6 protein-coding genes are annotated in these 26,255 nt (G+C 71.5%); all 6 read right to left on the bottom strand.

The annotated features are described in order from the left end of the window. Positions 1 to 44: 44 nt before the first annotated feature. Genes NM1_RS43680 through NM1_RS00475 form a run of 6 tightly spaced genes read right to left on the bottom strand, consistent with a single transcriptional unit; the run spans position 45 to position 26,253 of the window. Complete coding sequence (locus NM1_RS43680) at positions 45 to 7,814, bottom strand: non-ribosomal peptide synthetase (protein WP_068012489.1); 7,770 nt, start codon at positions 7,812 to 7,814, stop codon at positions 45 to 47. Beyond that, a complete protein-coding gene (locus tag NM1_RS00495; protein WP_068012487.1) occupies positions 7,811 to 18,202 on the bottom strand; it encodes a non-ribosomal peptide synthetase in 10,392 nt (3,463 codons plus the stop codon). The genes NM1_RS43680 and NM1_RS00495 overlap by 4 nt, the downstream gene beginning before the upstream one ends. Further along, positions 18,189 to 19,058: a 3-hydroxyacyl-CoA dehydrogenase family protein gene (locus NM1_RS00490; RefSeq protein WP_246010975.1), complete on the bottom strand. Its 870-nt coding sequence runs from the start codon at positions 19,056 to 19,058 to the stop codon at positions 18,189 to 18,191. The genes NM1_RS00495 and NM1_RS00490 overlap by 14 nt, the downstream gene beginning before the upstream one ends. Continuing rightward, complete coding sequence (locus NM1_RS00485; protein WP_068012485.1) at positions 19,055 to 23,368, bottom strand: condensation domain-containing protein; 4,314 nt, start codon at positions 23,366 to 23,368, stop codon at positions 19,055 to 19,057. Before NM1_RS00485 ends, NM1_RS00490 begins: the two co-directional genes overlap by 4 nt. 3 nt (positions 23,369 to 23,371) lie before the next feature. Continuing rightward, positions 23,372 to 25,231, bottom strand: coding sequence for a non-ribosomal peptide synthetase (locus NM1_RS00480; RefSeq protein WP_068012482.1), 1,860 nt, complete (start codon positions 25,229 to 25,231; stop codon positions 23,372 to 23,374). Continuing rightward, complete coding sequence (locus NM1_RS00475) at positions 25,228 to 26,253, bottom strand: HAD-IIIC family phosphatase (protein ID WP_068012475.1); 1,026 nt, start codon at positions 26,251 to 26,253, stop codon at positions 25,228 to 25,230. Before NM1_RS00475 ends, NM1_RS00480 begins: the two co-directional genes overlap by 4 nt. Positions 26,254 to 26,255: the final 2 nt, after the last annotated feature.

Below are 26,255 nucleotides of genomic sequence, written 5' to 3'. Positions count from 1 at the left end.
TGCCCTACCTGGCACTCAACCTCACCAACGCGCCAGAAGCGTTGCTACGCAAGCTGTTCGAGATCACCCAGCTCGACGTCCGGCTGCACGACGACGATGACCAGGTGACCATCACCATCACCCTGCCCGCCGACCAAGTTCTCGACATCACCCACACCGCAGAAAGGATCACCAACACCATGCCCCCTACACAACAAACGCCTGCCCACACGGCAGAAATAGGTTGTGCAGATGCTGTACGTGCCCCCGGCGGGGCTCATCGCCGGGGTGGCGGACGGGAGTGCCGGTGCGTCGGGGTCGGTGCAGATCGCTCGGAGGGCGGCGGTTGTCGTGGCGCTGAGTGATTCGACGGTTCGGCGGTCGAAAAGCTCTTCCGCATAGACTATTTCGCCGTTGATGCCGGCGCATTGCCCGTCGGGGCGGTATTCCTCCCGCAGGTTCGGCAGGAGCTCGAACGGGGTCCGGCGCACCGCGACCGGACGATGCCGGATCGCCAATCCGTCCGGATTCGTACCGAGATCGACGCCCCGCAGGTAGGTCACCAGCACTTGGAACAGCGGGTGGTGGGTTCGGGAGCGCGGGGGGTTCATCAGTTCGACGAGGCGATCGAAGGGGAATTCCTTGTTCTCGTGGGCGCCGAGGATGCGCTCGCGGACCCGGTGGGCCAGTTCGCGATAGGTGGGTGTGCCCGACATGTCGAGGCGGACCACCGCCGTGTCGACCACGCATCCGACCAAGTCCTGCAGTCCCTCCGAATCGCGGCCGCTCAAGGCGACGCCGATGGGGAGGTCGGTGCCCGCGCCGCGGCCGTGCAGCGCCACGGCGAGCGCCGTGTGCACCAGCATGTACACGCTCACCCCGCAGGCGGACGCGGTTCGGGTGAGCTCGCGGTGGGTGTCCGCGTCGACGCGGACGGGGACCGTCGCCGCCGTATTCGCACGGCGGTCGGTGCGGGCGTGATCGACGGGCAGGACCGGTTGCTGCGGCATGCCGTCGAGGACGGTGCGCCAGTATTGCTCCTGCTGCCGGAGCAGGAGGGTCGGGGCGGAGTCAGGGCCCAGAACCCGCCGCAGCCACGTCGCATAATCGGCGAATTGTGGTGCCGGAGAAGGCCATTCCGGTGCCGCCCCGGCGACCCGCGCCCGGTAGGCGGTGACCAGATCGCGCTGCAGAACGGCGGCGGATTCGCCGTCGGCGGCGATGTGGTGGACGACGCCGAACAGGACATGATGCTCATCGGTCAGGCGGTACAGCCGGATTCGCAGCGGCGGCCGCCTCGTCGGGTCGAACCCCTGCTGCATCTGCGATTCCACCGCGCGGTCGACACCGTCCGGACCGTCCGCGTCGACGATGCGGAAGTCCGGCCGAGCCGAATCGATCGGCAGGATCCGCTGTTCCGGGCCGTCCGCCGCGTACGGCAGCACGGTGCGGAGGATCTCGTGCCGCGCGACGATATCGGTGACCGCCGCCTCCACCGCCGCGGTGTCGAGCGGTCCGCCGATGTCGAGCGCGGTCGCGATCAGGTAGTCCGGCTGCTGCCCGCCGAGATAGTTCACGGTCCACAGGCGCAGCTGCGCGGGCGACAGCGGGATCGGGTGGGTGCGGGGGACGGGTGCGAAATCCGGCCGGGTGATTCCGGTGTCGCGCATCTGTCGGTCGAGCGCATGCTCCAGCGCGACGACCGTGGGCGATTCGAACAGATCGCGCAGCGATACCGGGACGCCGAGCGACGACCGGAGGACGGCGACGGCGCGGAGGGCGGACAGCGAATTGCCGCCGTGCGCGAAGAAGTCGTCGGTGATACCGATGGTCCGGCCGCCCAGCGCCTCCGCGAAGGCCGCCGCGACGATCTGCTGGCGGGGCGTCCGGACGGGCACGTGCGCACCGTCGGGAGGCGTCGGGAGCGCGCCGACGTCGACCTTGCCCGTGGCGGTGAGGGGCAGCTCGTCCACCTGCACGATCGCCGACGGCACCAGGTAGGCGGGCAGACTCGCCGCCAGCCGGGCGCGCAGTGCCGCCGTGTCGATCTCGGCGGTCCCGGTGATGTGCGCAATCAGCGACTGCCCGCTACCGTTCCGCCGCGCCGTGACGACCGCCGCCGTGGTGTCCGGCTCGCGCCGGATCGCCGCCTCCACCTCGCCCGGTTCGATGCGGAAACCGTTGATCTTCAGCTGCCGATCGGTGCGGCCGAGGAAGTGCAGTACGCCCTCCGCATTCCAGCGGCCGAGGTCACCCGTGCGATACATGCGCGCACCGGGCGGGCCGTACGGGTCGGCCACGAACCGCGCGGCGGTCAGGGCGGGGGCCCGGTGGTAGCCGTTGGCGAGTCCCACGCCGGACAGGTAGATCTCCCCGGACACGGCGGCGGGCACCGGCCGCAGCGCCGGATCGAGCACCGTGACCCGGGTGTTGTCGGCCGGACGGCCGATCGGGACGGGCCGGTCCGGTGCCGCGTCGCCGGGGATCGGGTAGGCGACCGCGAAGCCCGTCGCCTCGACGGGCCCGTACAGATTCCGCACGACCGGCGGGTGCTCGCCCCGGCGAACGGCCGCGGCGGCCCGGGGCGCCAGCACGTCGCCGGCGCTCGCGAGTTCCGACAGCCTGGCGAGTTGCTCCGGGGCCTGCTCGGCGAGCAGATGAAACAGTCCCGCCGACAACAGCATCGAGGTCACCCGTCCCGCGCGCAGGACCTGGGCATAGTCGTGCACATCGAGCACGCCGGGCGGCGCGATCACCACGGTTCGGCCCGTCAGCAGGGGCAGCCACAGCTCGAAGACCACCATGTCCCAGGTGTGCGGGAGATGCAGCAGCACCCGTTCGTGCCCGTCGCCGTCCCCGACGCGGTCATGCGCTCGCGCCACGATATTGCGGTGGGTTACCTCGACCCCCTTCGGCGCTCCGGTCGACCCGGACGTGAACATGATCGTCGCGACCGCCTCGGGGGCCACGGTGATGCCCAGGTCGCTGTCGTCGTCGGTCGAAGCGGCCGCATCGGCGAGATCGTGCAGCACCAATTCGGTTCCGGTGAAACGCAACAGCCGCTGCACGTGGGCGGGCGGATAGCGGTCGCTGAGGGGCACGCAGACCGCCCCGAGCTTGTAGACCGCGAGGAAGGCGACCACGAGATCGGCCGACCGCGGCAGCGCGATGCCGACCGGCACCCCCGGCCCGGCGCCGCGGGCACGCAGCCGGCGGGCCACCCTGTCGGCACGGGCATCGACGTCGGCGTAGGTGAGCTCCACGCCGTCGCACCAGACCGCGGCGCGCCGTGGGTGTCGTCGCGCGACCGACTCGAAACACGCTGCGATGCCGCCGTTCTCGACATCGGTGCGCGCACCGCGCCCGAAGCCCAGGAGCTCGGCATGCCGTGCGGGCCCGAGCAGGCGGAGCCGGCCGACCGGCGACTGCCGCCGGGCGGCGAGCGCCTCGCCGGCGGCCAGGATCCGTGACCACAGCTCGTCCGCGTCGGCGAAACCGTCGATGCGGCCGGGCTGCAAGCCGATTCGGAAGGTCAGCCCGCCGTCCTCGGGGACGACGGTCACCGTCAGCGGAAAATGGGTACTGCCGAGGACCTCCACGGACGTGACCGAGAAGTCCGCGTCCGGGTCGTCGACGGGTCCGGTGTCGACGGGGAAGTTCTCGAAGACCAGTGAGGTATCGAACAGGTCGGATTGCCCTGCCGCGGCGAGGATCTCCGGCAGTCCGAGATGGTCGTGCTCCATGATCGCGGCCCGCCCGGCCTGGATGCGAGTGGCCAGATCGAGCGGAGATTCGCCGGGCGCTGAGCGAACCCGCAGCGGCACCGTGTTCATCAGCAGCCCGACGACACCGGCCATTTCGGCGCTGCCGGTGCGGCCGGACACCGTGATGCCGAAGACGACCTCGTCGCCGCCGGTCAGGTTCGACAGCACCAGCGCCCACATGGCCTGCATCAGCGAGTTGATCGTCAGGTTGCGTTCGGCGGCCCGGTCGCGCAGCGCGGTCGACAGCGCGTCCGGCACCCGGAACGTGTGGTCTTCGGGAGGCCGCCACCGTTCCCGGCTCGCCCGTGCCACCCTGCTCGGCTCGGCGCCGGAGAGCGCACGCGCCCAGGCTCGGCGGGCGCCGTCGCTGTCCTGCGCCGCAGACCATTCCAGAAACCGGCGGAACGGTGTGGGAGGCGGCAATTCGATGCCGCGATAGCCGATCGCCAGCTCGCGCAACAGGATTGCCACCGACCAGCCGTCGAGCAGGGCGTGGTGGTGGGTGAATACGAGCAGGGAGCGGTGTATGTCGGTGTGGAGCAGGGTGACCGTGAGCAGCGGCGGCGCGAGGGGGTCGATCCGGGCGTCCTCCGTCCGCGCCCGGTGGACGGCGCGCGCCCGCTCCTCGGCGGTTGCCTCGACGAGATCCAGGACGCGCCAGGGTATGTCGACATCGGGGCGGATCTCGTAGCGCGGGCGCTCGCCGCCGTCGACGGCGAACGATCCCAGCAGATGCGGATGGCGCGCGAGCACGGATCGCCACGCCTCACGCAGGCGTTCGGCACGGATCGGGCCGTCCAGGGTGAGCACGAACTGGACCAGGTAGGGGTCGCCGTCCTCGCCGCCGTCGTACAGGGAGTGGAACAGCAGGCCCGACTGCAGCGGTGTCGCCGGGAGGAACCGATCGTTCGCTCCATCGGGCTGTGCGGGTGTGTCCGGTTGCCGGGCGTCGGCGGGCCGTGCCTCGGCGATGTGCGCGAGCGCGCGCACGGTCTGCTGTTCGAAGACGTCCCGCGGCGTGGTGGCGAACCCGGCCGCCTGCGCCCGATCGGCCAGCCGGATGGCCAGAATGCTGTCACCGCCGGAGGCGAAGAAGCCGTCGTCGATGCCGATGCCGTCGTGCCCGAGCACATCGACGAAGAGCGCATGCAGCCGCATCTCGGTGTCGGTACGCGGTGGCGAGCCTGCCCCGCGTGCGGACCCGTCGGCGGCGAGGGCGCGCAGTCGGCGTTCATCGATCTTGCCGCCGGGTGTCATCGGGATGGTGTCGACGACGAAGATCGCGGAGGGAATCGCATGTGCGGGAAGCAGATCGGCGAGATCGGCGCGGGTGCGATCGACGTCGATCCCGTGCCCCGTCACGAAGGCGGCGAGCCGTCGGTCCCCGGGTTCGGGCTCGACGGTCAGGACCACCGCCGCGCGCACGGCCGGGAGAGCGCACAGCGCTGCCTCGATCTCACCGGGTTCGATCCGGAAGCCCCGCACCTTCACCTGCCGGTCCGCGCGCCCCAGGTATTCCAGCGTGCCGTCGGCGGTCCACCGCGCCACGTCGCCGCTGCGATACATGACGGTGCCGGGCGGGCCGAACGGGTCGGCGGCGAAGCGTCCCGCGGTGAGGCCCGGGCGGCGCAGATATCCTTGCGCGACACCGGGACCCGCGACATACAGCTCGCCCGGGAGCCCGGGCGGGCACCGGCGGAGCGCGGCATCGAGCACGTACACCGACAGATCCGGTATCGGCGTGCCGATGTCCCCGGACGACGAGCCGGGTGTCAACGGCGTTCCGGTCGTGAACACCGTGGTCTCGGTGATGCCGTACATATTGGTCAGGCGCGTCGCCGCCGGATCGCGAAGCGCCCACCACGCGGCCAGTCGCCACGGTTCCACCGGTTCGCCGCCGAAGATCACCTGGCGCAGCGACAGTCGATCGCTCGCGGCCGGTCGCCGCGCCAGGGCGTCGACGAGCATCCCGAATGCCGAGGGCGTCTGATCGAGTACCGTAACCTGTTGCTCCACAAGGAGATCGAGAAAATCGCTCGGCGATCGAGCCACCCCGGCCGGAACGACCACGAGGGTGCCGCCGTGGCACAGGGCACCCCAGAGCTCCCACACCGAGAAGTCGAAGGCGATGGAGTGGAACAGCGTCCAGACGTCGGAGGCGCCGAACTCGAACCACGGCTGCGTCGCCTCGAGCAGGCGGACGACATTCGCGTGCGTGACGACGACGCCCTTCGGCCGCCCGGTCGTGCCGGAGGTGTGGATGACATAGGCGGGGTCGTGCGCGGCCGGGCGGACCGCGAGGTCGGCGGGCTCGACCGGTGGCGGGTCATCGATGCGGAGGACGGGCGCCGGCGAGATCGCCTCGGGGAGGTCCACGTCCGTACAGGTGACGATCAACGCGGGGGTGACATCGGCGACGATGGCTCGCAGCCGCTGCTCCGGGTAGCCGGGGTCGATCGGAGCATAGGCGGCGCCGGTCTTCAGCACGGCGATCACGCCGACCACGAGGTCCAGCGATCTCGGCACCGCGAGAGCCACGAAATCCCCTGGGCCCACGCCGTATCCGGCGATGATCCCCGCCAGCCGTCGAGCGCGGCGGTCCAGGTCGGCATAGGAGAGGGCGGCCTCGCCGCAGACGACGGCGGTGGCCTCGCCGCGGGTCGCGACGGTCCGCTCGAACCACTCGGTCAGCGTCGCGGCCGTCGGCGTGAGTGCTCGCCGGGGTGCGGCCGCGCGCTCTTCTCGCACCGGAGCACCCGCGATCTCCGCCGGACCGGTGCGGAGCCTGCCGATCGGGAGATCCTCCGGGGCCGCCGCGAGGGCCGCGATGGTGTCGGTGAGCCGGCGGTGGTGCGCGGCGAGTTCGGCCTCGGTGTACCGGAGCGTGCTGGACTCCAGGACCAGCGTCAGGACCGGATCGCCGTTGTCGTACACACCGATGGTCAGGTCGTCGGAGCGGCCCGCCGAAAGATGGCGCAGGGTAGCGGTTTCGGGGCCGAAGCGGAGGTCCTTCTGCATGGGCAGCACATTGACCGTGGGACCGGCGATACCCCCTCCGGCGCCGCCCGCCCGCAGGTCGGCGAGCATATCGGCCTGCTGGTATCGCTGGTGGCGCAGGATGATCAGGGATTCGGCGCGGATCGCCCGCAGCAGGTCGCCGACGGATGCGGACGGGTCGACCGATATCCGCATCGGGACGATATTCGCGGTGACGCCGAGCGCGGTGCGGGAGCGTTTGGCGGGTACCGCGAGGCCCAGCGTGACCATCCGTGCTCCCGAATCCGCGTGCAGCGCAATCGCGGTCGCGGCGAACACCCAGGCCGGCCACGCGGTGGCGGACTCCTCGGCGCGGGCCCGCAGTGCCTGCCACGCGGCGCCGTCGAGCACGCCCGCGTGCCTGAGGTATCGCGGGGTGCGGGTGTTCGACGGGGCTCCGGAGAACAGCGGGGCATCGGCAGGGCCGGGCACCGCGAGCCGCTGTGCCCAGAATCGCCGGTCGTCGGCGAAGCGGTCCGAGGCGCGGTAGCGAATGTCCTCCGCCACAAAGGCTTCCACCCGGTCGAATACCGATTCCGGCACCGGCCGGCCGTCCACTATCGCGGTGTAGGTGTCGGCGACGCGGCGGACCATGGCGGCGGAGGCGGCGCCGTCGAGCACGGCGTGATGCGATCTGACGAACCACGCGGTGCCGTCGGCGCCGAGATCGATCAGGTGGTGTTCGAACAGCGGCGTCCGGCGCAGGTCGAACGGCCGGTCCAGCAGCGCGTACATGAATCGCACCGCCTCGCCCCGCGGGTCCGCCGCCGCGCGAAAACTCTTGCGGTACAGCGGCCAGTCGGCCACCTCCTCGAGGACCTGCGTGACGCGGCCGTCGGCATCGGCGTCGAACCGTACCCGCATCGTCTCCGCACCGGCGACCACGAGGCGCAGTGCTCGCTCGAACGCCGCCTCGTCGACCGGGCCGTGGATGTGCACGTACCCGCCGATGACGAACCGCAACCCGGTGTCGTCGAGTTGCTGTGCCACCCAGACGTGTTGCTGTGCTCCGGTCAGCGGCCACCGCGAGGTCATCGGAGGGCCTCGATGGGGTCCTGCGGGGCCGCCGCGACCGCGCGCAGCAGATTCCGTAGCTCCGCGGCGATCTCGGCTACTTGTGTCTCGTCGAAAGCCGTGCGCTGGTATCCGAATTGGATGGTCAGCGCCGGGCCGGGCTCGACGAAGAGCGTCAGGGGGTAGTGCGCGGCGTCGTGCAGTTCCACCGCGGTACCGGCGATGCCGTCGACGGCGGCCGCCGCGGCGGCGAGCTGCGCCACGTCGACGGGGTAGGACTCGTACACCATCGCCGTGTCGAACAGGATGTCCCGCTGTCCCGCGGCGGCATGGATCGCCGTCAGGCCGAGGTCGTGGTGTTCCATCAGTTCCGCCTGTTCGTCCTGCACCGACCGCAGCACCGCCGCGGCGGGCATGCCCGGGTCGAACCGCACTCGGACCGGCACGGTGTTGATGCAGAGCCCGACAACGGATTCCACGCCGGGAAGCGCGGCCGGGCGGCCGGACACGATCGTGCCGAACACCACGTCGTCGCGGCCGAGCCTGCGTCCCAGCAGGATTGCCCACGCGACCTGCAGCACGGTATTGACCGTGACGCCGAGTTCGGTCGCGGTCGCACCGAGTCGGTCGGTGGTGTCCGCGTCGAGAACCCATCGGTACTTCGTGGTGGTGGTGATGTCGTGGCCGCGAGCGGTCGGCGCGACCAGGGTCGGCCCGCGCACGCCGTCCAGCGCCCGCCGCCATGCGGCCGCGGCCGCCGTCGTCTCGCGGTCGTGGTGCCACGCGAGGTACGCGCGGAACGAACCCGCCGGTGGCGCGAGCGGTTCGCCGCTCGCGTAGAGCGCCATGAGATCTCGCAGCACGAGCGGTACCGACCAGCCGTCGAGCAGGATGTGGTGATACGTCGCGATCAACACGTGTTCCGAGTCCGCGGTGCGGGCGAGCGCGAACCTCATCAGCGGCGGCACCGCGGGATCGAACCGGTGCGTGCGCTCCCGGTCGATGAGCTCGGACACCCGGCCTTCCAGCCGGAGATCCACTTCACGCCAGGGTATTTCGACGGTTTCGGGCACCACCTGCCGCGGGGTTCCCGTGGTGTCGGCCACGAACGCCGCGCGCAGATTCGGGTATCGCCGCAGCAGTTCGTCTGCGGCCCACCGCAATCGGTCGCGATCGAGCACGCCGCCGATGTGCTGCACCGCCTGGACGTTGTAGACGTCGACGACGGTGCTGCCGGGTGACGACGGCCGCGCGAGTTCGGCGTGGAAGTACAGGCCCTGCTGCAGCGGCGCGAGCGGCCACACCTCGGTGAGCCGTCCGTAGTCGCGCTCCCACCCGGCGATGTCGCCGCGACTCACTCGGACCAGCGGGAAGTCCGAGGGAGTGTGCCCGCCGGCGTTCGAGTCGCGCGCATGGGAGATGATCGCGCCGAGCGCCGCCACCCAGAGCTCGGCCAGGTCGGCGACCTCCGACTTGTCGAGAAGCGTTGTCGGATACGAGAACCCGGCGCGCAGCCGGGAGTCGACCACGATCGCGTTCACGTCGATCGCGGCGGCCGCGGGCAGGTCGGGGTCCGCGTCGGCGGCGGGCATCGCGACCACGCCGCTGCCACGGTCATGGATGCGGCCGAGGTAGTTGAAGGCGATCTGGCCGGGCATCGGTCCCGGCAGCAGCTCCGCCGTGTCCGGGTTCAGGTAGCGCAGCAGCCCGTAGCCGACCCCGTGGTCGGGGACGGCGCGCAGCTGCTCCTTGACCGCCTTGATCACCGCGCCCGCCGATTCGGTCCCGGCGAGCGCACCCTCGACATCGATGCCGGTGAGGTCCAGCCGCACCGGATACAGCGAGGTGCACCAGCCCACCGTGCGGGACAGGTCGGCGCCGGGGGCGAGCTGCTCCTCGCGACCGTGGCCCTCCAGCCGGATCAGCGACACCGGTGCGGCCTCGCCCCGCCGTGCCCGCCAGGTCGTGAGCGCGACGGCCAGTGCGGAGACCAGGATCTCGTCGACGCCGGCGTGGAACAGCGCGGGCACGGTCCGCACGAGCGATTCGGTATCGGCCTGGTCCACGGTGATGTCCACCGTCGCGAGCCGCGACACGGTGTCGAGATCGGGGTCCAACGGCCGCGGCCCGAGTGCGGGGTCCGGCGCCGCGCAGATGCGGCGCCACAGGCCCAGTTCGGCGATTCGATCGGGGGCGTGCGCCGCGTCGACCAGGGCGTGCGACCACCGGCGCATCGAGGTTCCGGGCGGATCCCACTGCGGCGCCGCGTGATTCGCGATCGCCGCCATGGCCGCGAGCAGGTCGGGTATGAGAATTCGCCACGACACACCGTCGACCGCGATGTGGTGCGCGCAGATGATCAGCCGTCCGGTCCCGTGCCCGGAATCCAGCCGGACGAACTGCACCATGATGCCCGCCGCCGGGTCGAGGCGATCCAGGGCGGCGTCGAGTGCGGCCGCCTCCGAGGTGAAGTCGATATCGTACCGGCGCAACAGTTCCGAGGTCCCGATCGCACCGGGTGGCGCGGTCTCCAGCCGCCACTCGCCGAAACCGTCGCGGAACAGTCGGCCCCGCAACATGTCGTGCCGGTCGACGATCGCCGCGACGGCGGCGGCAACGGTGTCGTGGTCGATGCCGGGGGGAAGATCGACGGTGAGGGTCTGGTTGACGCGCCGGAAGGAGCCGCCGCGTTCGGTCAGCCACCGCACCGCGGGCGGCAGCGGCAGCTCTCCGACACCGCCGCCGGGCAGTTCGAGCAGCCGCGGCACGGCGGGATCGGAATCGGAGGTCCTTGCCGCGGACGCGATTCCGGCGACCGTGCGATGGTCGAAGACGTCCCTCGGCGTGAAGTGCAGGCCCCTGGCTCGTGCCCGGGAGGCGAGCTGGATGGACGTGATGCTGTCGCCGCCGAGCGCGAAGAAGGAGTCGTCCACGCCCGCCCGGTCGATGCCGAGCACCTCGGCGAACACATCGGCTATCACCTGCTCGGCGGGGGTGCGCGGGGCCTGTGCGGAGCGCGGCCGGAAGACCGGATCGGGCAGTGCCGCGCGATCCAGCTTGCCGTTGGGAGTCAGCGGGAGCGCCTCGACCGCCACGATGGCGGAGGGTCGCATGTACGGTGGAAGGCGGTGCGCGACATGCGTTTCCAGCTCACCCGTGGCGAGGATGCGACCCGAGGCGGGGACCGTGTACGCGATCAGGCGCGGCGACGGGCCCTCCGCCCGCGCCACCACGACGGCCTGCGCCACCGAGTCGTGATCGAGCAGTGCGGCCTCGACCTCGGCCGGTTCGATTCGGTAGCCGCGAATCTTCACCTGCTGGTCGCCGCGCCCGCGGTACTCGAGGCTCCCGTCGTTGTTCCAGCGCGCCAGGTCACCGGTGCGGAACATGACTCCGCCCGGCACACCGAACGGGTCGGCGACATAGCGGGCCGCGGTCGTCGCCGGTCGGGCGTGGTAGCCGCGGGCGACCTGGTCTCCGGTCAGGTACACCTCGCCCGTCGCGCCGACGGGCACCGGGCGCAGCCGCGAATCCAGTACGCGGACAGTCATTCCCGGCAGTCCGAGCCCGATCACGCTGGCCCGTGCCGAGCGGGCGAGTGCGCCGTCCACCGGCACATGGGTGGCGTGCACCGTCGCCTCGGTGATGCCGTACAGATTCGAGATCCGGGTCTGTCCGGCCGGACTCGCGTCGTACCACCCGCGCAGCCGGCGCAGGTCGAGGGCTTCGCCGCCGAGCACGATATGCCGCAGGGACGGTGGTGCGGTGGCTCCGGCATCGAGCAGTGCGTAGAAGGCGGACGGTGTCTGGCTGAGCACCGTAACCGCATCGCGCTCGAGTAGTTCGCCGAATTCGACCGGCGAGCGCGCGAGATCGGGATCGACGATGGCGAGGGTGCCGCCGGAGGACAGTGCTCCCCACATCTCCCACACCGAGAAGTCGAAGGCGGGGGAGTGGAACATGGTCCAGACGTCGGTGTGGTCGGTGTCGAGCAGCGATCGGGCGGCGGTGAGCATCGCGACGACATTGCGGTGCGTCACGCACACCCCCTTCGGGCGCCCGGTCGAGCCGGAGGTGTACAGCACGTAGGCGAGATTGCCGGGGCGAGGTGTCGCCGCAGGGGATGTCGGCGCCGAGGCCTCCTCCGCACCGAGGATCAGGCACGGCAGGTCGCCCGCGGGCAGCGCGGCACGATCGGCGCGTGTCGTGACGACACAGGACGGATCTGTCTCGGCGAGAACGAATTCGAGTCGCCGCGGGGGACTGTCGAGGTCGAGGGGCACGTAACCCGCCCCGGCCCGCAATACGCCGAGCATCCCCGTGATCAGCTCGATGGATCGTGAAACGGCCAGGGCCACCAACGATTCGGGACCGATGCCGCGAGCGGCGAGGGCATGTGACAGCTCCGCGGACGCCCGATCCAGCTCGCGGTAGGTCACCGCACGGGATCCGTGCCGGACGGCGACGGCGTCCGGCCGGGCGGCCACCTGCGCCAGGAACAGATCGACGAGCGTGGTGTCCGCGGCGTGCGCGGCGGGCCGCTGCCAGTGCTCCAGCACCAGCTGCCGCTCCGCCGGGCCGATCGCATCGATATGAGCCACCGGGACATACGGATTCGCGGCCAGCGCGGACAAGACCCCTACCAGGCGCTCGGTGAGCCGGGCCACGGTCGCCTCGTCCACCAGGTCCGGTCGCCTGCTCGCCAGGATGTGCAGCCGGTCGGTCTGCCGGACGGTGATCGTCAGCGCATAGTGCGTCGCCTCCCGGGAACGGAGCCCGGAAATGGCAAGCCCGGCACCCGCGGTGGCGTCGGTGCGCAGCCGCGCCACATCGAACGGGTACGACTCGACCACCAGCAGTGTGTCGAACAGTCCGCGCTTACCGGAATCGGCCTGCGACACGATGTCGGGGAGCCCCAGGTGGTGGTGGGTGGACAACGCGAACTGTTCGCGCTGCACCCGGCGCAGCAGCGCCTGCGCGGTGTCGTCCGCGACCATCCGGACCCGGACGGGGATGGTGTTGATGAACAACCCGACCATCGATTCGACACCCGTGATATCGGCGGGCCGGCCCGAGACGGTGGTACCGAAGACGACGTCCGAGCGATCCGTCATGCGCGACAGCAGGATTGCCCAGGCGCACTGCAGCACGGTGTTGACCGTCACCTCGAGTTCGCCGGCGAGGCGGGTCAGCGCCCGGGTCTGTGCCTCGTCCAGCACGAACTCGTGTTCCGGCGGCAGGACGGCCGGTGGGCGCGCGGGGGGATCGCCCGCCAGCAGCGTCGGCTCCGGCACGTCGCCCAGCGCCTCGGCCCACGCCCGGCGGGATTCCGACTTGTCCTGCCGGGCAAGCCATTCGAGGTAGTGCCGATAGGGTCGCGGCGGTTCGGTGGCGAAACCGGCGTAGCCCGCGACGATCTCGCGCAGCAGCAGCGGTATCGACCAGCCGTCGAGCAGCAGGTGGTGGTAGGTCAGGACCAGCCGGGTACGGCCCGCGTCCTCGCGGACCAGCAGGAAACGCAGCAGCGGCGGGCGCTCGAGGTCGAACGGTGTCACGCGCTCGGTGTCGAGCAGGCGGTCGAGTTCCCCGGCGGGTGCTCCCGTCAGGTCCACCGTGCGCCACGGCAGCGCCACCTCGGCGACGACGATCTGGCGGGGTGACCCGGCTCCGTCGACGACGAACGCGGTACGCAGGTTGGGATGTCGCTCCAGCACGGTGTCCGCGGCCGACCGCAGTCCGGCGGTGTCGACCGCGCCGTCCAGGGTCAGCACCAGCTGCACCGTGTAGACGTCCACGGCGGCGGGGTCGAACAGGGCGTGGAACATGATCCCGGCCTGCAGCGGCGACACCGGCCACACGTCGGTCAGGGCGGGGTATCGCCGTTCCCACAGGTCGATATCGGCCTGGCCGGGGACGGTGAGAGGGAAATCGGACGGGGTGTGCCCGCCGCGGGTTCGCGGATCCCGGGCATGCCGGGCGACGGCGGTCAGCGCCTCGCGCCACAGCCGGATCAGCTCCTCGCCCGATGCCTCGTCGAACAGCGTGCGGGCGTAGCCGATGCTGGTCCGGAGCCGGTGGCCGACGACGATGGAATCCACCTCGACGGCGCCGAGCGCGCCGCGCCGCGCATCCGGCCGGATCGGCAGCATGCCGTAGTCGGGCGAGGGCAGCCAGCCGATTCCGGACAGTTCGTCCGGGATGTCGACACCGGTGATGTGCCCGAAATAGTTGAACGAGATCTCGCCCGGCTCCTCGCGCGGCAGCGTCGCCGCCGTCTCTTCGTTCAGGTATCGCAGCAGTCCGTACCCGAAGCCGTTGTGCGGTGTGCGCCGCAGCTGTTCCTTGACGGCCTTGAGCGCGTCGCCGAGGGCGGGGCCGCCGGCGAAGGCGTCGTCGAGATCGATCCCGGCCAGATCGAGCCGCGCCGGAACGATCGAGGTGAACCAGCCGACGGTGCGGGACAGGTCGGCACCCGGCACCGCGTCCTGCTCGCGACCGTGACCCTCGAGCCGCAGCAGCACCGACCGCTCGCCCTGGTCGCGCCGCGACCGCCAGCGCGCCACCGCGAGTGCCAGCGCCGTCAGCAGCGCGTCGGCCACGCGGGCCCGGTAGCGGCCGGGTATCGCGGTGATGAGTGCGGCGGTGTCCCGCTCGTCCAGTTCGATCGCGGTGTGCGCGACGTCCGGCGTGAGATCCCGGTGCGGGTCGAACGGTCGATCGCCGAACGTGGGAGCTGGTCCGTCGACGATCTCGCGCCAGACCGGCAACTCGGCGACCAGCTCAGGGCGCCGCGCGGTGTCGACCAGCGCGTGCGTCCATGCCCGCATGGACGTCCCGACCCCGGGCAGCCGCGGCGTGCTCCCGGCCGCGACGGCCGCCCACGCGGAGACGAAGTCGGGCAACAGAATTCGCCACGAGACGCCGTCGACGGCGATGTGGTGGGCGGCGATGACGAGCAGGCCGGGCGAGGCGGACCGCCGCGGGGTGAGCCAGACGAAGCGCAGGACCGCGCCGGTCGCGGGGTCGATCCGGTCGACGGCGGCATTCAGCTGTTCGGTGGCGAACGCCGCGAGTTCGGTGCCGCTCAGGTCGGCGTCGTAGAAGACCTGGTCGATCAGCGCGTCGACGTCGATGCTGCCCGGCGGTGAGACGGTCAGATGCCATTCCCCGGCGTCGTCACGAGAGAGCCGGGACCGCAGCATGTCGTGGTGATCGACGACCGCGGAAATGGTGGAAACCATGGCGGCGCGGTCGATTCCGTCCGGCAGCTCGAGTGTGAGCGACTGGCAGAAGCGGTCGAAATTGCCGCCCCGCTCGACCAGAAACCGGATCACCGGCGTGAGGGGCAACTCCCCGACGCCGCCGCCCGGCGGCTCGTCCAGCCGTGGCGTGTCGCATCCGTCCGCGGCCTCGGCGACGGTCGCCAGGCGCGCGACGGTGCGATGCTCGTACACCTCCTGGGCCGTTATCGCGATGCCCCGCGCCCGCGCGCGGGACACCAGCAGAATCGACATGATGCTGTCGCCGCCGAGCGCGAAGAACGACTCGTCGACGCCGACGGTGTCGCGGCCCAGCACGTCGGCGAATACGGCGGCCAGGGTGCGCTCGGTCGTGGTCCGCGGTGCGCGGAAGGGAACCGGTTCGAATACCGGCTCGGGCAACGCCTTTCGGTCGATCTTGCCGGAGCGGTTCACGGGCAGCTCGGTGAGGGCGACGATCGATGCGGGGATCAGATGCCGCGGCAGCACCTCGCCCAGCCGGCGCTCCAGCTCCGCCGGGTCGATGCGGTGCCCGGCCGCGGGAGTGACGTAGGCGACGAGTCGATCGCCCGCCGTGTGGTCCCCGCGCCGGACGACGGCAACCGCCTGAGCGACGGTCTCCTGTCCGGCGAGGACCGACTCGAGCTCGCCGAGTTCGACCCGGATACCGCGCAGCTTCACCTGGAAGTCGCTGCGGCCGAGGAATTCCAGCTCCCCGAGGGCGGTGGCGCGCACGATATCGCCGGTGCGATAGAGCCGCCGCCCCGGATCGCCGAACGGGTCGGCGACGAACCGCGCGGCGGTGCGTCCGGGCCCTCCCACGTACCCCCGGGCGAGGGCGGCCCCGCCGATATAGAGCTCACCCGACGCGCCCGCCGGGACGGGTTGCAGGCAGTGGTCCAGCACATGGGCGCGGACGTCCCAGGACGGCGTGCCGATCGGAACCGTGTCGTCGGGGGAGAACGCTTGCGCCGCAGCGATCTCGTGCCGGGTGACGGCCACGGTCGCTTCCGTCGGACCGTAGAGATTGTCGTATCGGGCACCCGGGGCGGTCGCGGGCAGCTGCGCGGCGAGGGCGGGCGTCAGCGCCTCACCGGCGACGAGGACGCGGCGCACGCTCGCCGCGAACGGTTCCGCCGCGGCCCGCCGGTGCGCCGCGAGGGTCGACGGCGTGAATTGCACCGTGGTGACCCCGTACTCGGCGAGCAGCCGTGCGAGCCCGGCCGGATCGCGGTGTGCGCCGGACTCGTCGACGACGACTCGGGCCCCGGAGAGGAAGGGCCACAGCACTTCCCACGCCGAGACGTCGAATGTGAGGGACGTCTTGCGCAGCACGGCATCGCCGCCGTCGAGCGCGTGTTCGTGCTGCATCCAGGCGAGGTGCGTGCACAGTGCGGCGTGGGTGACGCCGACACCCTTGGGCCGTCCGGTGGATCCGGAGGTGAACAGCACGTACGCCAGGTTGTCCGGGCGGAGCGGGGCGATGCGATCGACATCGGTGACGGTGGCTCGCGATTCGCCGGACAGGTCGAGGTCGTCGAGATGGATCACCCGCACGCCCGGCGGTGCGTCGAATCCGTCGCGCCGAGTGCCGAGTACGCACACCGGGCGGGTGACGTCGAGCAGGTAGGCGTGCCGTTCGCGGGGGTGCTCGGGATCCAGCGGCAGGTAGGCGCCACCGGCCGCCAGCACGGCGTGCACCGCGACGATCTGCTCCGGCGACGGGCCGATCGCCACGGCCACCGGCCGCTCCGGGCCCACGCCGAGGTGGATCAGACTGCGCGCCAAGGTGTTCGACGCATCGTGCAGGTCCGCGTAGGTCATGCGGCGCTCGCCGGAGACGAGCGCCACGGCGTCCGGCGTGCGGGCCGCCTGCGCCGCGAGCAGGGCCGCCACGGTCGTCGGCGGGGCGTCGGTGCGCGCGCCCTCGAGGTATTCCGTATCCATGGGCCCGGTGAGGGCGATGCGGCCGATCGGCGTGCGAGGCGCCCGGGCGAGCCGGTCCAGCAGCCGGACGATGCGGTCCCGGTGGGTTCGGTGACCCGTGCCGACGACCGCGATCCGCCAGCCTCCGACCGCGCCGTCGTCGACGCAGACCGTCACCGGGTCCCCGGTCCCGAACGATACGCGCGAATCCGGTTCGTGGAGCCGACCCGGCGCCGCGTCGGGGAGCATCCGAACCGCGAGCGGCCACTGCCCGTGCACCGGCGCCTCGGGCCACGGATCATCGATGTCGGGGATATACCGGTGCCGTCTCGCCCTGCGCAGCTCCAGTCCCACCCGCTTGGCGAGCCCGTCGAAACTCGTCTGGGGGGACACGGAAATGCGTAGTGGCACAGCGCCGTCCACGTTTCCGACCGCGATCACCACGTCGTCGGCCATCGTCATTCGAGAGGCGTAGACCGCCACCGCGGCGAGCACGACCGCGGGTGGGCCACCGCCACAGGCCCGCGCGATCCGGGTGAGCTCGGTGCCCGCCGCCGTCTCGGACCACAGTCCTCCCGCTGCCGGATCGGGCAGGTCGGGCCCGTGGCCGGAGAGGGGTGCGGGCCGGTCCGCACCGGCCAGGGACTGCTCCCAGTAGTGGCGGTCGGTCGCCCACGAGCCCGACTCGCGGTATCGGCGCTCGCTCTCCAGCCGGTCTGCCGCCGGACCGAAGGGTGGGCAGGCGGGCGGGTCCGAGCGGGTGCCGTCCAGCAGCGCCCGGACCCGGGCGACGATCGCGAGCATGCCGGGTTCGTCGTTGACCAGCCGGTGATAGCGCTGGAACCAGCCGACCCGGCCGTTCGCGAAGCCGACGACGAGGTGTCGGTACAGCGGCCCCCGATCGAGATCCGTTGTGCGCGAACGCTCCTGCGCCAACCATGAGGCCACGAGCCGGTCCGGATCGCCGCCGTCGGCGGCGAGCACCTCGGTCGGCGTGGGTGCCGTCTCGCATACCCGGACGGTGCCGGGGGCGCCGCGGAACACGCTGTGCAGCACGGGGCATTCGCTCATGACGGTGTCGATCGCGAGCGCCAGTGCGTCCGCGTCCACCCGGCTCCCCGGCTCCAGATACAGGTCGATCCACTGGTCACCGGCCGCGAGCGCCGCGCGTTGCGCATCGGTGGGCGCCCACCCGTCGGTGACGGCGAATTCATTGATAGTCATGGAATCCCCGTCCGGTCTTGCGGCCGAAGTGCCCGGCGTCGACGAGCGCCGCGAGCGCGGGCGGCACGCGGTAGTGCGCCTCGCCGGTCTCGTGCCGCAGCACCTCGAGGGTGTCGGCCACGTTGTCCAAGCCGATGAGGTCGGCGGTGCGCAGCGGGCCCATGCGGTGCCCGAGGCACTCTTCGAACAGGGCGTCCACGGTCGCGGCGTCCGTGCCGGTGTCGAGTGTGGCGGCGGCCTCCGCGATGCACAGCATGAGCACCCGATTCAGGACGAAGCCGGGGCGGTCGCCCACGACGATGGCCTGCTTACCCAGCGCCGCGACCAGGCCGACGGCCCGCGCCAGGGAGTCCGCCGCGGTCTGCGTACCGCGCACCACCTCGACGGCGGAGGTCAACGGCGCCGGGTTCATGAAGTGCAGCCCGAGCACCCGTTCCGGCCGCTCGGTGGCGGCCGCCAGGCGCGCGATCGGGATGGCGGACGTGCACGACGCGAATACGGCACGGGCGGAGCAGTGGCGGTCCAGCTCGCCGAACAGCTTCTCCTTCAGCGCGATTCGCTCGGGGGCGCATTCTATGACGAAGTCGGCGGCGCTCAGCTCGTCGACCCGCCGCACCCACCGCACGCGTTCGGCGGCGCCCGCGGCGGTCCGGCGATCACCGCGCCCCAGCAGCAGCGCCAATCGCATCGCCTCCCCGAGGCCGCGACGCGCCCGCTCGGTGGCGTCCGCGTCGGGTTCGACGACCTCGACCCGGTATCCGGCCTGCGCCAGGCATTGCGCGATGCCGGCGCCCATGGTGCCGGCGCCGATTACCGCGACGACGCCGTCGGCCGGGAGACCCTCGTGCGCGTTCACCGCGGCGCCTCCGCTCCCGACAGGCAACGCACGGTGATATCCGGCACCGGATCGTCGGGTGTCCGCGCGAGACCGTGCAGCAGCCGGATCAGGTCTCCGAGCATTTCCTTGGCCGTGGTGTCATCGAAAAGGTCTGTAGCGTAGTTCAATTCGATGAACTCCCCATCGTCGTCACCGGTCCGGTCGAGTGTCAGTTCCGACCCCTCGGGCCGGGTGCCGAAGCGGACCGCCGGCTGACCGGTGGTAGCCGCCGGTGCCGCCAGCGCCGCTGCCGCGCGGGCCACCAGTGCGGTCCCGTCGGGTTCGTCGGCGAGGTCGAAGCGGGCGGCGCCGTTCGCGAGTCCCACCTCGACCTCGTCGGAGCCCGAATACCAGGCCAGCAACGCGGTCCAGGCGCTCAGCAGCTCCGCGGCGGAGGGTCCGGCGGTCGTCGACAGCCGCTCGCGGACCGATGCTGTCGTATATCGGGCCGCCCGGGTGTCCCGCGGCCGGTCGGTCGGAATCTCCAGTGCCGCAGCCGATCGCGGTACCGCCCGGGGCGCGGCGACGAGTTCGTCGATCGGGCGATCCGGCGCGGACTCGACCAGCTCCGCCAGGATGTCGAGGTAGGCGGCGGCGAATCCGGCGGCCGTGCGCGGCGTGAACAGCTCGGTGCTGTACTCGAAGCAGGCCAGCATGTCCCGTCCGTCGCTGCGATCGTAGGTGATCAGACTGAGGTCGAATTTGGCCGTGCCGGCGGGCAATCCGCCGAAGGCGTTCTGTATCGAGTGCTCCAGGTCGAAGAACTCCGCCGCATCGTCGAGGGGATTGCCGGTGCCCGGGATTTCCTGATGGACGAACAGCACGTCGAACAGCGGGGTCCGCGACAGATCGCGCTGGTCGTCCAGGGCATTGACCACCCGTTCGAACGGAATCTCCTGATTCTCCAACGCCCCCAGCACAATTGCGCGAACCCGCTCCAGCAGCTCGGCCAGCGTCGCGGGACCGGAGAGGTTGGTGCGCAGGGCGACGGTGCTGTTGAAGAAGCCGATGAGTCCCTCGAGTTCGCGGCGGGTGCGGCCGGTGGTCGGTGTGCCGACGACGATGTCGCGCTGGCCGCTGCGCCACGCGAGCAGGATGTACAGGCCGGTCAGCAGCACCACGAACAGGGACACCGACTCCCGCTTCGCGACCGCGCGGGACCGCGCGAGGAGGTCGGCGGGGACCGTGAACGGTTCCAGGTCGCCGACGAAGGTCTTGCGCGGTGGCCGCGGAAAGTCGGTGGGCAGCTGCAGTTTCGGCGCATCGCGCAGCAGGTGCACCCAGTACTCGAGTTCGTGGTCGAGGGCGCCCGAATCGAGCAGATCGCGATGCCAGCGGGCGTAGTCGCGGTAGCGCACCGGCAGCGGTTCCAACTCGGCGGTCCGGCCCTCCTGCCGCGCGGCGTACAGCAGGGGGATCTCACGGGCCAGGATGCCCGGGGTGGCGCCGTCGGTGACGCAGTGGTGGCAGGTCACCTGCAGGACGTGCGTGTCGGGTGACAGTGTCACCAGCAGCACCCGGACCAGCGGGTCCCGAGCCAGATCGAACGGCGCCAGTGCCGCCTGCGCGATCAGCTCGCGGGTCGCGGCCACGGGGTCGGTCCCGCCGGAAACATCGGCGACGCGGAAGAATTCGCCCAGCGACGGCCGGACCCGGACCGCGGGCAGTCCGTCGATCTCGACGAGGTTGTAGCGCAGCGGTTCGTGCCGCTCGGCGAAGTCCTCGAAGGTGCCCCGGACCGCGGCGACATCGACCGGTCCCCGCAGCACGTTGACCACGGGGTAGTTGTAGAGGGTTGTCTCCGGAACGAGCTGGTGGTGGAACCACATTCGTTCCTGGCCGGACGACATGACCAACTCGTCGGTGCGCGCGATCGGCGGCGGCGCCGGCCGCGACGCCGCCGGAACGGCCCGATCGCGCAGCAGCGCGGCGAAATCGGCGACCACCGGGTGCTCGTAGATGTCGAGCAGTTTGGGCCGGAAGCCGTAGGTCTGGGCGACCCGATCGACCAGTTGCACGGCCATGATGGAATTGCCGCCGAGATCGAAATAGTCGTCGTCCGGGGCGATTTCGGTCTCCGCATGCAAAATGTCGCGCAGCATCGCCCGCAGCCATTCCGTCGTGTCCGCCGCCGCGGCGACCGTCGCGAGCGGTGTGGCGGGCGCGACCGGCCCGGCCGGAGCCGCGGTCGGCAGCTCGACCCAGCACCGCGAGCCGTGCAGTGGATGACCCGGCAGCCGCACCCGCCTGCCCTCGTCGCCATCCACCCGCGCCCAGTCGAGATCTGCCCCGCGCTCGTAGAGACGGCCGAGGATGCCGAGGGGTCCGCCCGAATCTGTTGCGCCGAAGACAATTTCCGCGCCGGGGCGGCCCGCCAGGTCCTCGGCGAGCAACCGGCCGAGTATTCCGTCCGGGGCGGGATCGACGAAGACGACCGGCCCGTCGCGCAGCAGCGTATCCGCCGCCGACCGCAACCGGAGCCGGTCCACCGCGGGCGCCGCGGCCGCGTCGGCGAGCTCACCGGCCGCCACGGTGGCCGTGGAGCCGAGCAGGTACCGCGCCGCGAACCTGGACGCGCCTCCGCTCAGTATCGCGGCGAACTCGATTCCGCAGGCGCGCAACCGATCGTGCACCGCGATCTGGCCCGCGAGCACCTCGGCGACGGCTCCGGTCGCGGGCAATTGCCCGGGCAGCGGGGCGGATTCGGCCCCGGCCGGTACCGCACCGGGGGACAGCAGCAACGCCACCCGGACCGGCCGGGCCTGCTGCATGTCCGGATCTGCCGCGGCCCCGCGCGCGGTCAGCGCATCGGCGAGATCGGCTGTGCCCCTGGCGTATACGGCCGTGCGATACCCGAAATGCGTGCGTCCCCGACCGAGCGTGAAGGCGACGTCGGCGAGATCGAAGTCGCCGCGGCGCAGCGCCCCCGCCAACTCGCCGCAGAGCTCGGCCAGCGCGGCCGGGGTCCGCGCCGAGACTCCGATCAGCCGGGGCGCGGGCTCGCGCGGCGTCACCGGCTCCTCGGGCGGCTGCTGCACGACACAGTGCGCGTTCGCGCCGCCGAGGCTGTACGAGCTGACGCCCGCCAGCCGTGGCCCGTCCTCGCACGTCCACTCCCGCGGCCGGGTGACCACCTCGATTCCCGCCGCTTCCAGGTCGAGGTCGCCGGTGGGACGGTCGAAGTGCAGCGACGGGTACAGGCGGCCGTCGGCGACGCTCAGCGCGGCCTTGACGAGTCCGGTGATCCCGGCGGCGTGATCGAGGTGCCCGATATTGGTCTTGACCGATCCGATCGGCAGCGGTAGCGGGCGCCCGTCGAATGCGATGCGGAGACCCTCGAGTTCGACGGCATCGCCGAGCCGGGTGGCGGACCCGTGCGCCTCGAGGTATCCGGCCGCGCGGGGATCGGCCCCGGCATTGCGCCACGCCCTCGCGATCACGCGCGCCTGGGCGGCCGCGCTGGGGGTGCTGATCGTCGCCGAGGAGCGTCCGTTGTGCAGCACCGCGCTACCCCGGATCACGGCGTGCACGGTCGCACGGTCGGCCCGCGCCCGGCCGAGTGTGGTCAGCAGCAGGGCGGCGCCGCCCTCGCCGGGCACGGTACCGTCGGCGTCCGCGTCGAACGCCCGGCACACTCCACTGGTCGAGGCGATCTCGGTCATCGTCTGCGCGGCCCATTCCGGGTTACCGTTGGCGCGCACGTTGACTCCGCCCGCGAGCGCGTAATCGGCGTCGCCACACCGCAATTCGCGGCAGGCATGATGGACCGCGATGAGTGAGGCGTTGCAGCCGCTGTCGATCGAGTAGCACGGCCCGGTCAGGCCCAGCAGGTGCGCGATGCGGGCGGTGACACCGAAGGGCAGGTTGCCCAGCATGCTGAGCGGGCCGGGGTCGACGGCCATCGCATGGTAGGTCGGCATCGGTGCGCTGAACACCACCGCGGTCGTGGCCTCGCGCAGCGTGGCGGGAGCGTATCCGGCGTCCTCGATTGCCCTGTGCGCCAACTCCACCGCGATCCGCTGCTGCGGATCCATCAGCGAGGCTTCACGTTTGGACAGCTCGAAGAACGCGTGGTCGAAGGTGCTGATGTCGCCGAGGTGCCCCATGGGGAGGTAACCGGCGGTGCGATCCAGGGCCGTCGCCTCGGCCCGGGCGTCCGGCATCGGTCCGATCGAGTCCCGCCCGGCGGCGAGATTGGCGCGGAACTCGTCGAGGTTCGACGCGTCCGGGAATCGAGCGCCGATTCCGACGATCGCGATGTCATCGTTGCCTGCGGTATCCACGGTCATCCCTCACACTTCGAATGCCATCGGGGCGCCGTCCACGGGCTCGGGCCGGGTCGTCGCATCCGACGCCACCGCCTCCGCCTGGGCCGCCACGGTGTCGAGATCGAACAGCATCCCGACCGAGATCGCGTCCGGCCACCCGGCCTCCAGCCGTAGATGCAGGGCCACGACGCGGTGGGAGTTGCCGCCCACGTCGAAGAACCGGTCCTCGCGGTCGAAGTCGTCGTGGACGAGCACCTCCGACCAGATCGCGCCGATCGCCCGCTCGGTCTCGCTCCACCCGTCCCGCGACGGTGCCGGGCGCCGTTCGGGGCGGGAATCCAGCAGGGCGCGCAGGGCCGCCTCGTCGAGTTTGCTGCTGCCCGGCGCTATCGGCAGGGATTCGATCACCACGAACCGGTCCGGAACCGATTCGGGCGCAAGGTGTTCGGCACAGAATCCGGTCAGCGCACCGGTCGGGGGTGGTGGCGCGGCGGTGTCCGCGGGCACCCAGAAGGCGGCCAGGTACACCGCACCGTCGGCGTCCGTCGCATCCAGCACCACCGCCTCGCGCACGGCGGGATGCCGCTCCAGCACCGCCTCGACGGCACCGCGCTCGATGCGCACGCCGCGCACCTTCACCTGGCTGTCGGCCCGCCCGTGGAATTCGATGGCGCCGTCGGCGTCGACCCGCGCGAGATCGCCGGACAGATACATGCGGCCGCCCGGCTCGGCGGCGAACGGGTCGGCGACGAACCGGGTCGCGGTCAGGCCCGGCCGCGCCGCGTACCCGTCGGCGATCTGCCCGCCCCCGAGGTACAGGTCGCCCCGGGTGCCGCGGCGGACCGGCCGCAGCGAGCGGTCCAGGATGTGGGCGGTCGTGCCGTCGGTGGGTGTGCCGATCGGTACGACGCGCTGCGGCGTCGGCGGCACGACGTGGCAGATACACGTCACGGTCGCCTCGGTCGGGCCGTATTCGTTGTGCAGGCGCGTGGCGGGCAGCGTCGCGCGATGCTCCGCGGCGAGGCGGGCCGGCACGGCCTCGCCGCCGAGGGTGACGATACGCAGCGTCGGTTTCAGCTCGGTCAGTCGCGGCAGCAGCAGGCGGTAGAACGACGGGGTCGACACGAGATGCGAAACACTGTGGCGGACAGCGAGTTCGGATACCGCGTCGACATCGGGCAGCATCCGGGCGTCCGGGAGCACGCTGGTCCCGCCGACGGTCAGCGCCCATGCGAGACCCATGAGCGAGCCGTCCCAGATCAGGCGCATCGCCGAGAATGTCACGAGTTCGCCGTCGCGGTGCGGCGGGTAGCCGCGGGCGCCGATCAGCGTGGCGAGGTTGGCTCGCGACACCACGACGGCCTTCGGCTCGCCGGTCGACCCGGAGGTGGTGATCACGTAGGCGGGCGCCCGCATGGGCGGCTGGTCCGGCAGCGCCACGGCGGGCGACTCGGCGCCGTCGCCGATATCGAGCACCGTCGGCCGGGTCGCCGTGGCGTCCAGCATCGCGGCCACCTCGTCGCGCGGGGTGAAGTCGTCGCGCCCGTCGACCAGTACGGCCGTGCAGTTCGCGGCGTCCACGACCGCGCGCACAGCCGCCGCCGGCCGTCCGGGTTCGACCACACACCAGGCCGCGGCCGCACGCAACGCCGCGATCATGCCGACCAGCGTGTTCAGGCTCTGCCGCTGCAGCACCATGACCGTCTGCCCGGGACGAACCCCGGCGGCGACGAGCCGTCGTGCGAGATACGCTGTGGCGGTGTCGAGTTCGCGATAGGTGAGCGACCGCTCACCCACCACGAGCGCGACCCGGTCGGGTACCCGTTCGGCCTGCCGCAGAATTCCGCGCAACAGGTCCGTCGCCGGGCTCGTCGAACCATTCATCGGATCACCTCGACATGGCCGGTACCGCCGATGTCCTCCGGTGGCACCGTGCAGGCGAGCAGAATGCGGTCGGGGCCGGACTCGAGCACCTCGAATCCCGCGAATCGCAAGGTCACCAGCATCACCCGGTTGACCGGGGTGGCAACGAATTCGGCGGCCGGCCGTCGGCCCGCCGCCCGGGCCCGCCGGACGATCTCGCGGATCAGCGCCGTCCCGACCCCCCGGGACATCACCCGGCAGGACATGAGCAGCAGGAGCAGCACCGAATCGGTGCCACGAATCTCCGACACCGCCAGCCCGATCGTGCCGTAACCCCCGAAACGGTCGTGCAGGGAGGCGACGAGCACCTCGTGGCGCGGCGACGCGCACAGCTCACGCAATTCGTCGATGTCGAAGGTGACCCCGGTGGTGTTGAGCTGGTGCGTGCGCACGGTGAGCTCGTGGGCTCGCGCGAGATCCTCTTCGGAGGCGGTGCGCACGGTCATGACCAGGCCCAGCGATGCGAGGAACTCCGCGTCCGACCCGCCGAACTCGCCCTCGTCCGCCCGGCGGGCACGTTCCGCGCGATAGTACGACCTGCGGTGTCGCGCTTCGGATGTCGCCGTGCCGGGCGTGAATTCCGGAAGGCCCGCGAGCTCCGCGATGCGATCGGCGGGATAGCACCGGACCGTGGGATGCGCGGTCGCCACCTCCGCCAGCTCCACCGGATCGTTGTCGACGAAGGCCATGGCCTCGGGCCCGATGTTCAGCGAGTCGGCGATCCGGCCGATCGCGTCCGATTTCGGGCCCCAGCCGATCTCGACCGCCGAGAACATCTCCTCGATGCCGTGCCGCCGCAGGTGCGCCGTGGCCGCGGACGGTTCGCCGCGGCTCGCGACGGCGTGCAGGATTCCGCGTTCGTCGAGGGTCCGGATCGCGTGTAGCGCTTCGGGTTTCGGGGCTCCGCCGTCGGATTCCAGTACCACGCCCGGCCACACCGTATCGTCGAGGTCCCAGACCACGCACTTCACCGTTGTCGTCATAA

Source organism: Nocardia mexicana NBRC 108244 (genome assembly GCF_001613165.1).
Lineage (GTDB): Bacteria > Actinomycetota > Actinomycetes > Mycobacteriales > Mycobacteriaceae > Nocardia > Nocardia mexicana.
This window is presented reverse-complemented; position numbering and strand designations above follow the sequence as displayed.

Coding starts and splice junctions, on each gene's coding strand:
- NM1_RS43680 (WP_068012489.1), bottom strand. CDS start 7,814: ATGACCTCGCGGTGGCCGCTGACCGGAGCACAGCAACACGTCTGGGTG.
- NM1_RS00495 (WP_068012487.1), bottom strand. CDS start 18,202: ATGACTATCAATGAATTCGCCGTCACCGACGGGTGGGCGCCCACCGAT.
- NM1_RS00485 (WP_068012485.1), bottom strand. CDS start 23,368: ATGACCGTGGATACCGCAGGCAACGATGACATCGCGATCGTCGGAATC.
- NM1_RS00480 (WP_068012482.1), bottom strand. CDS start 25,231: ATGAATGGTTCGACGAGCCCGGCGACGGACCTGTTGCGCGGAATTCTG.
- NM1_RS00475 (WP_068012475.1), bottom strand. CDS start 26,253: ATGACGACAACGGTGAAGTGCGTGGTCTGGGACCTCGACGATACGGTG.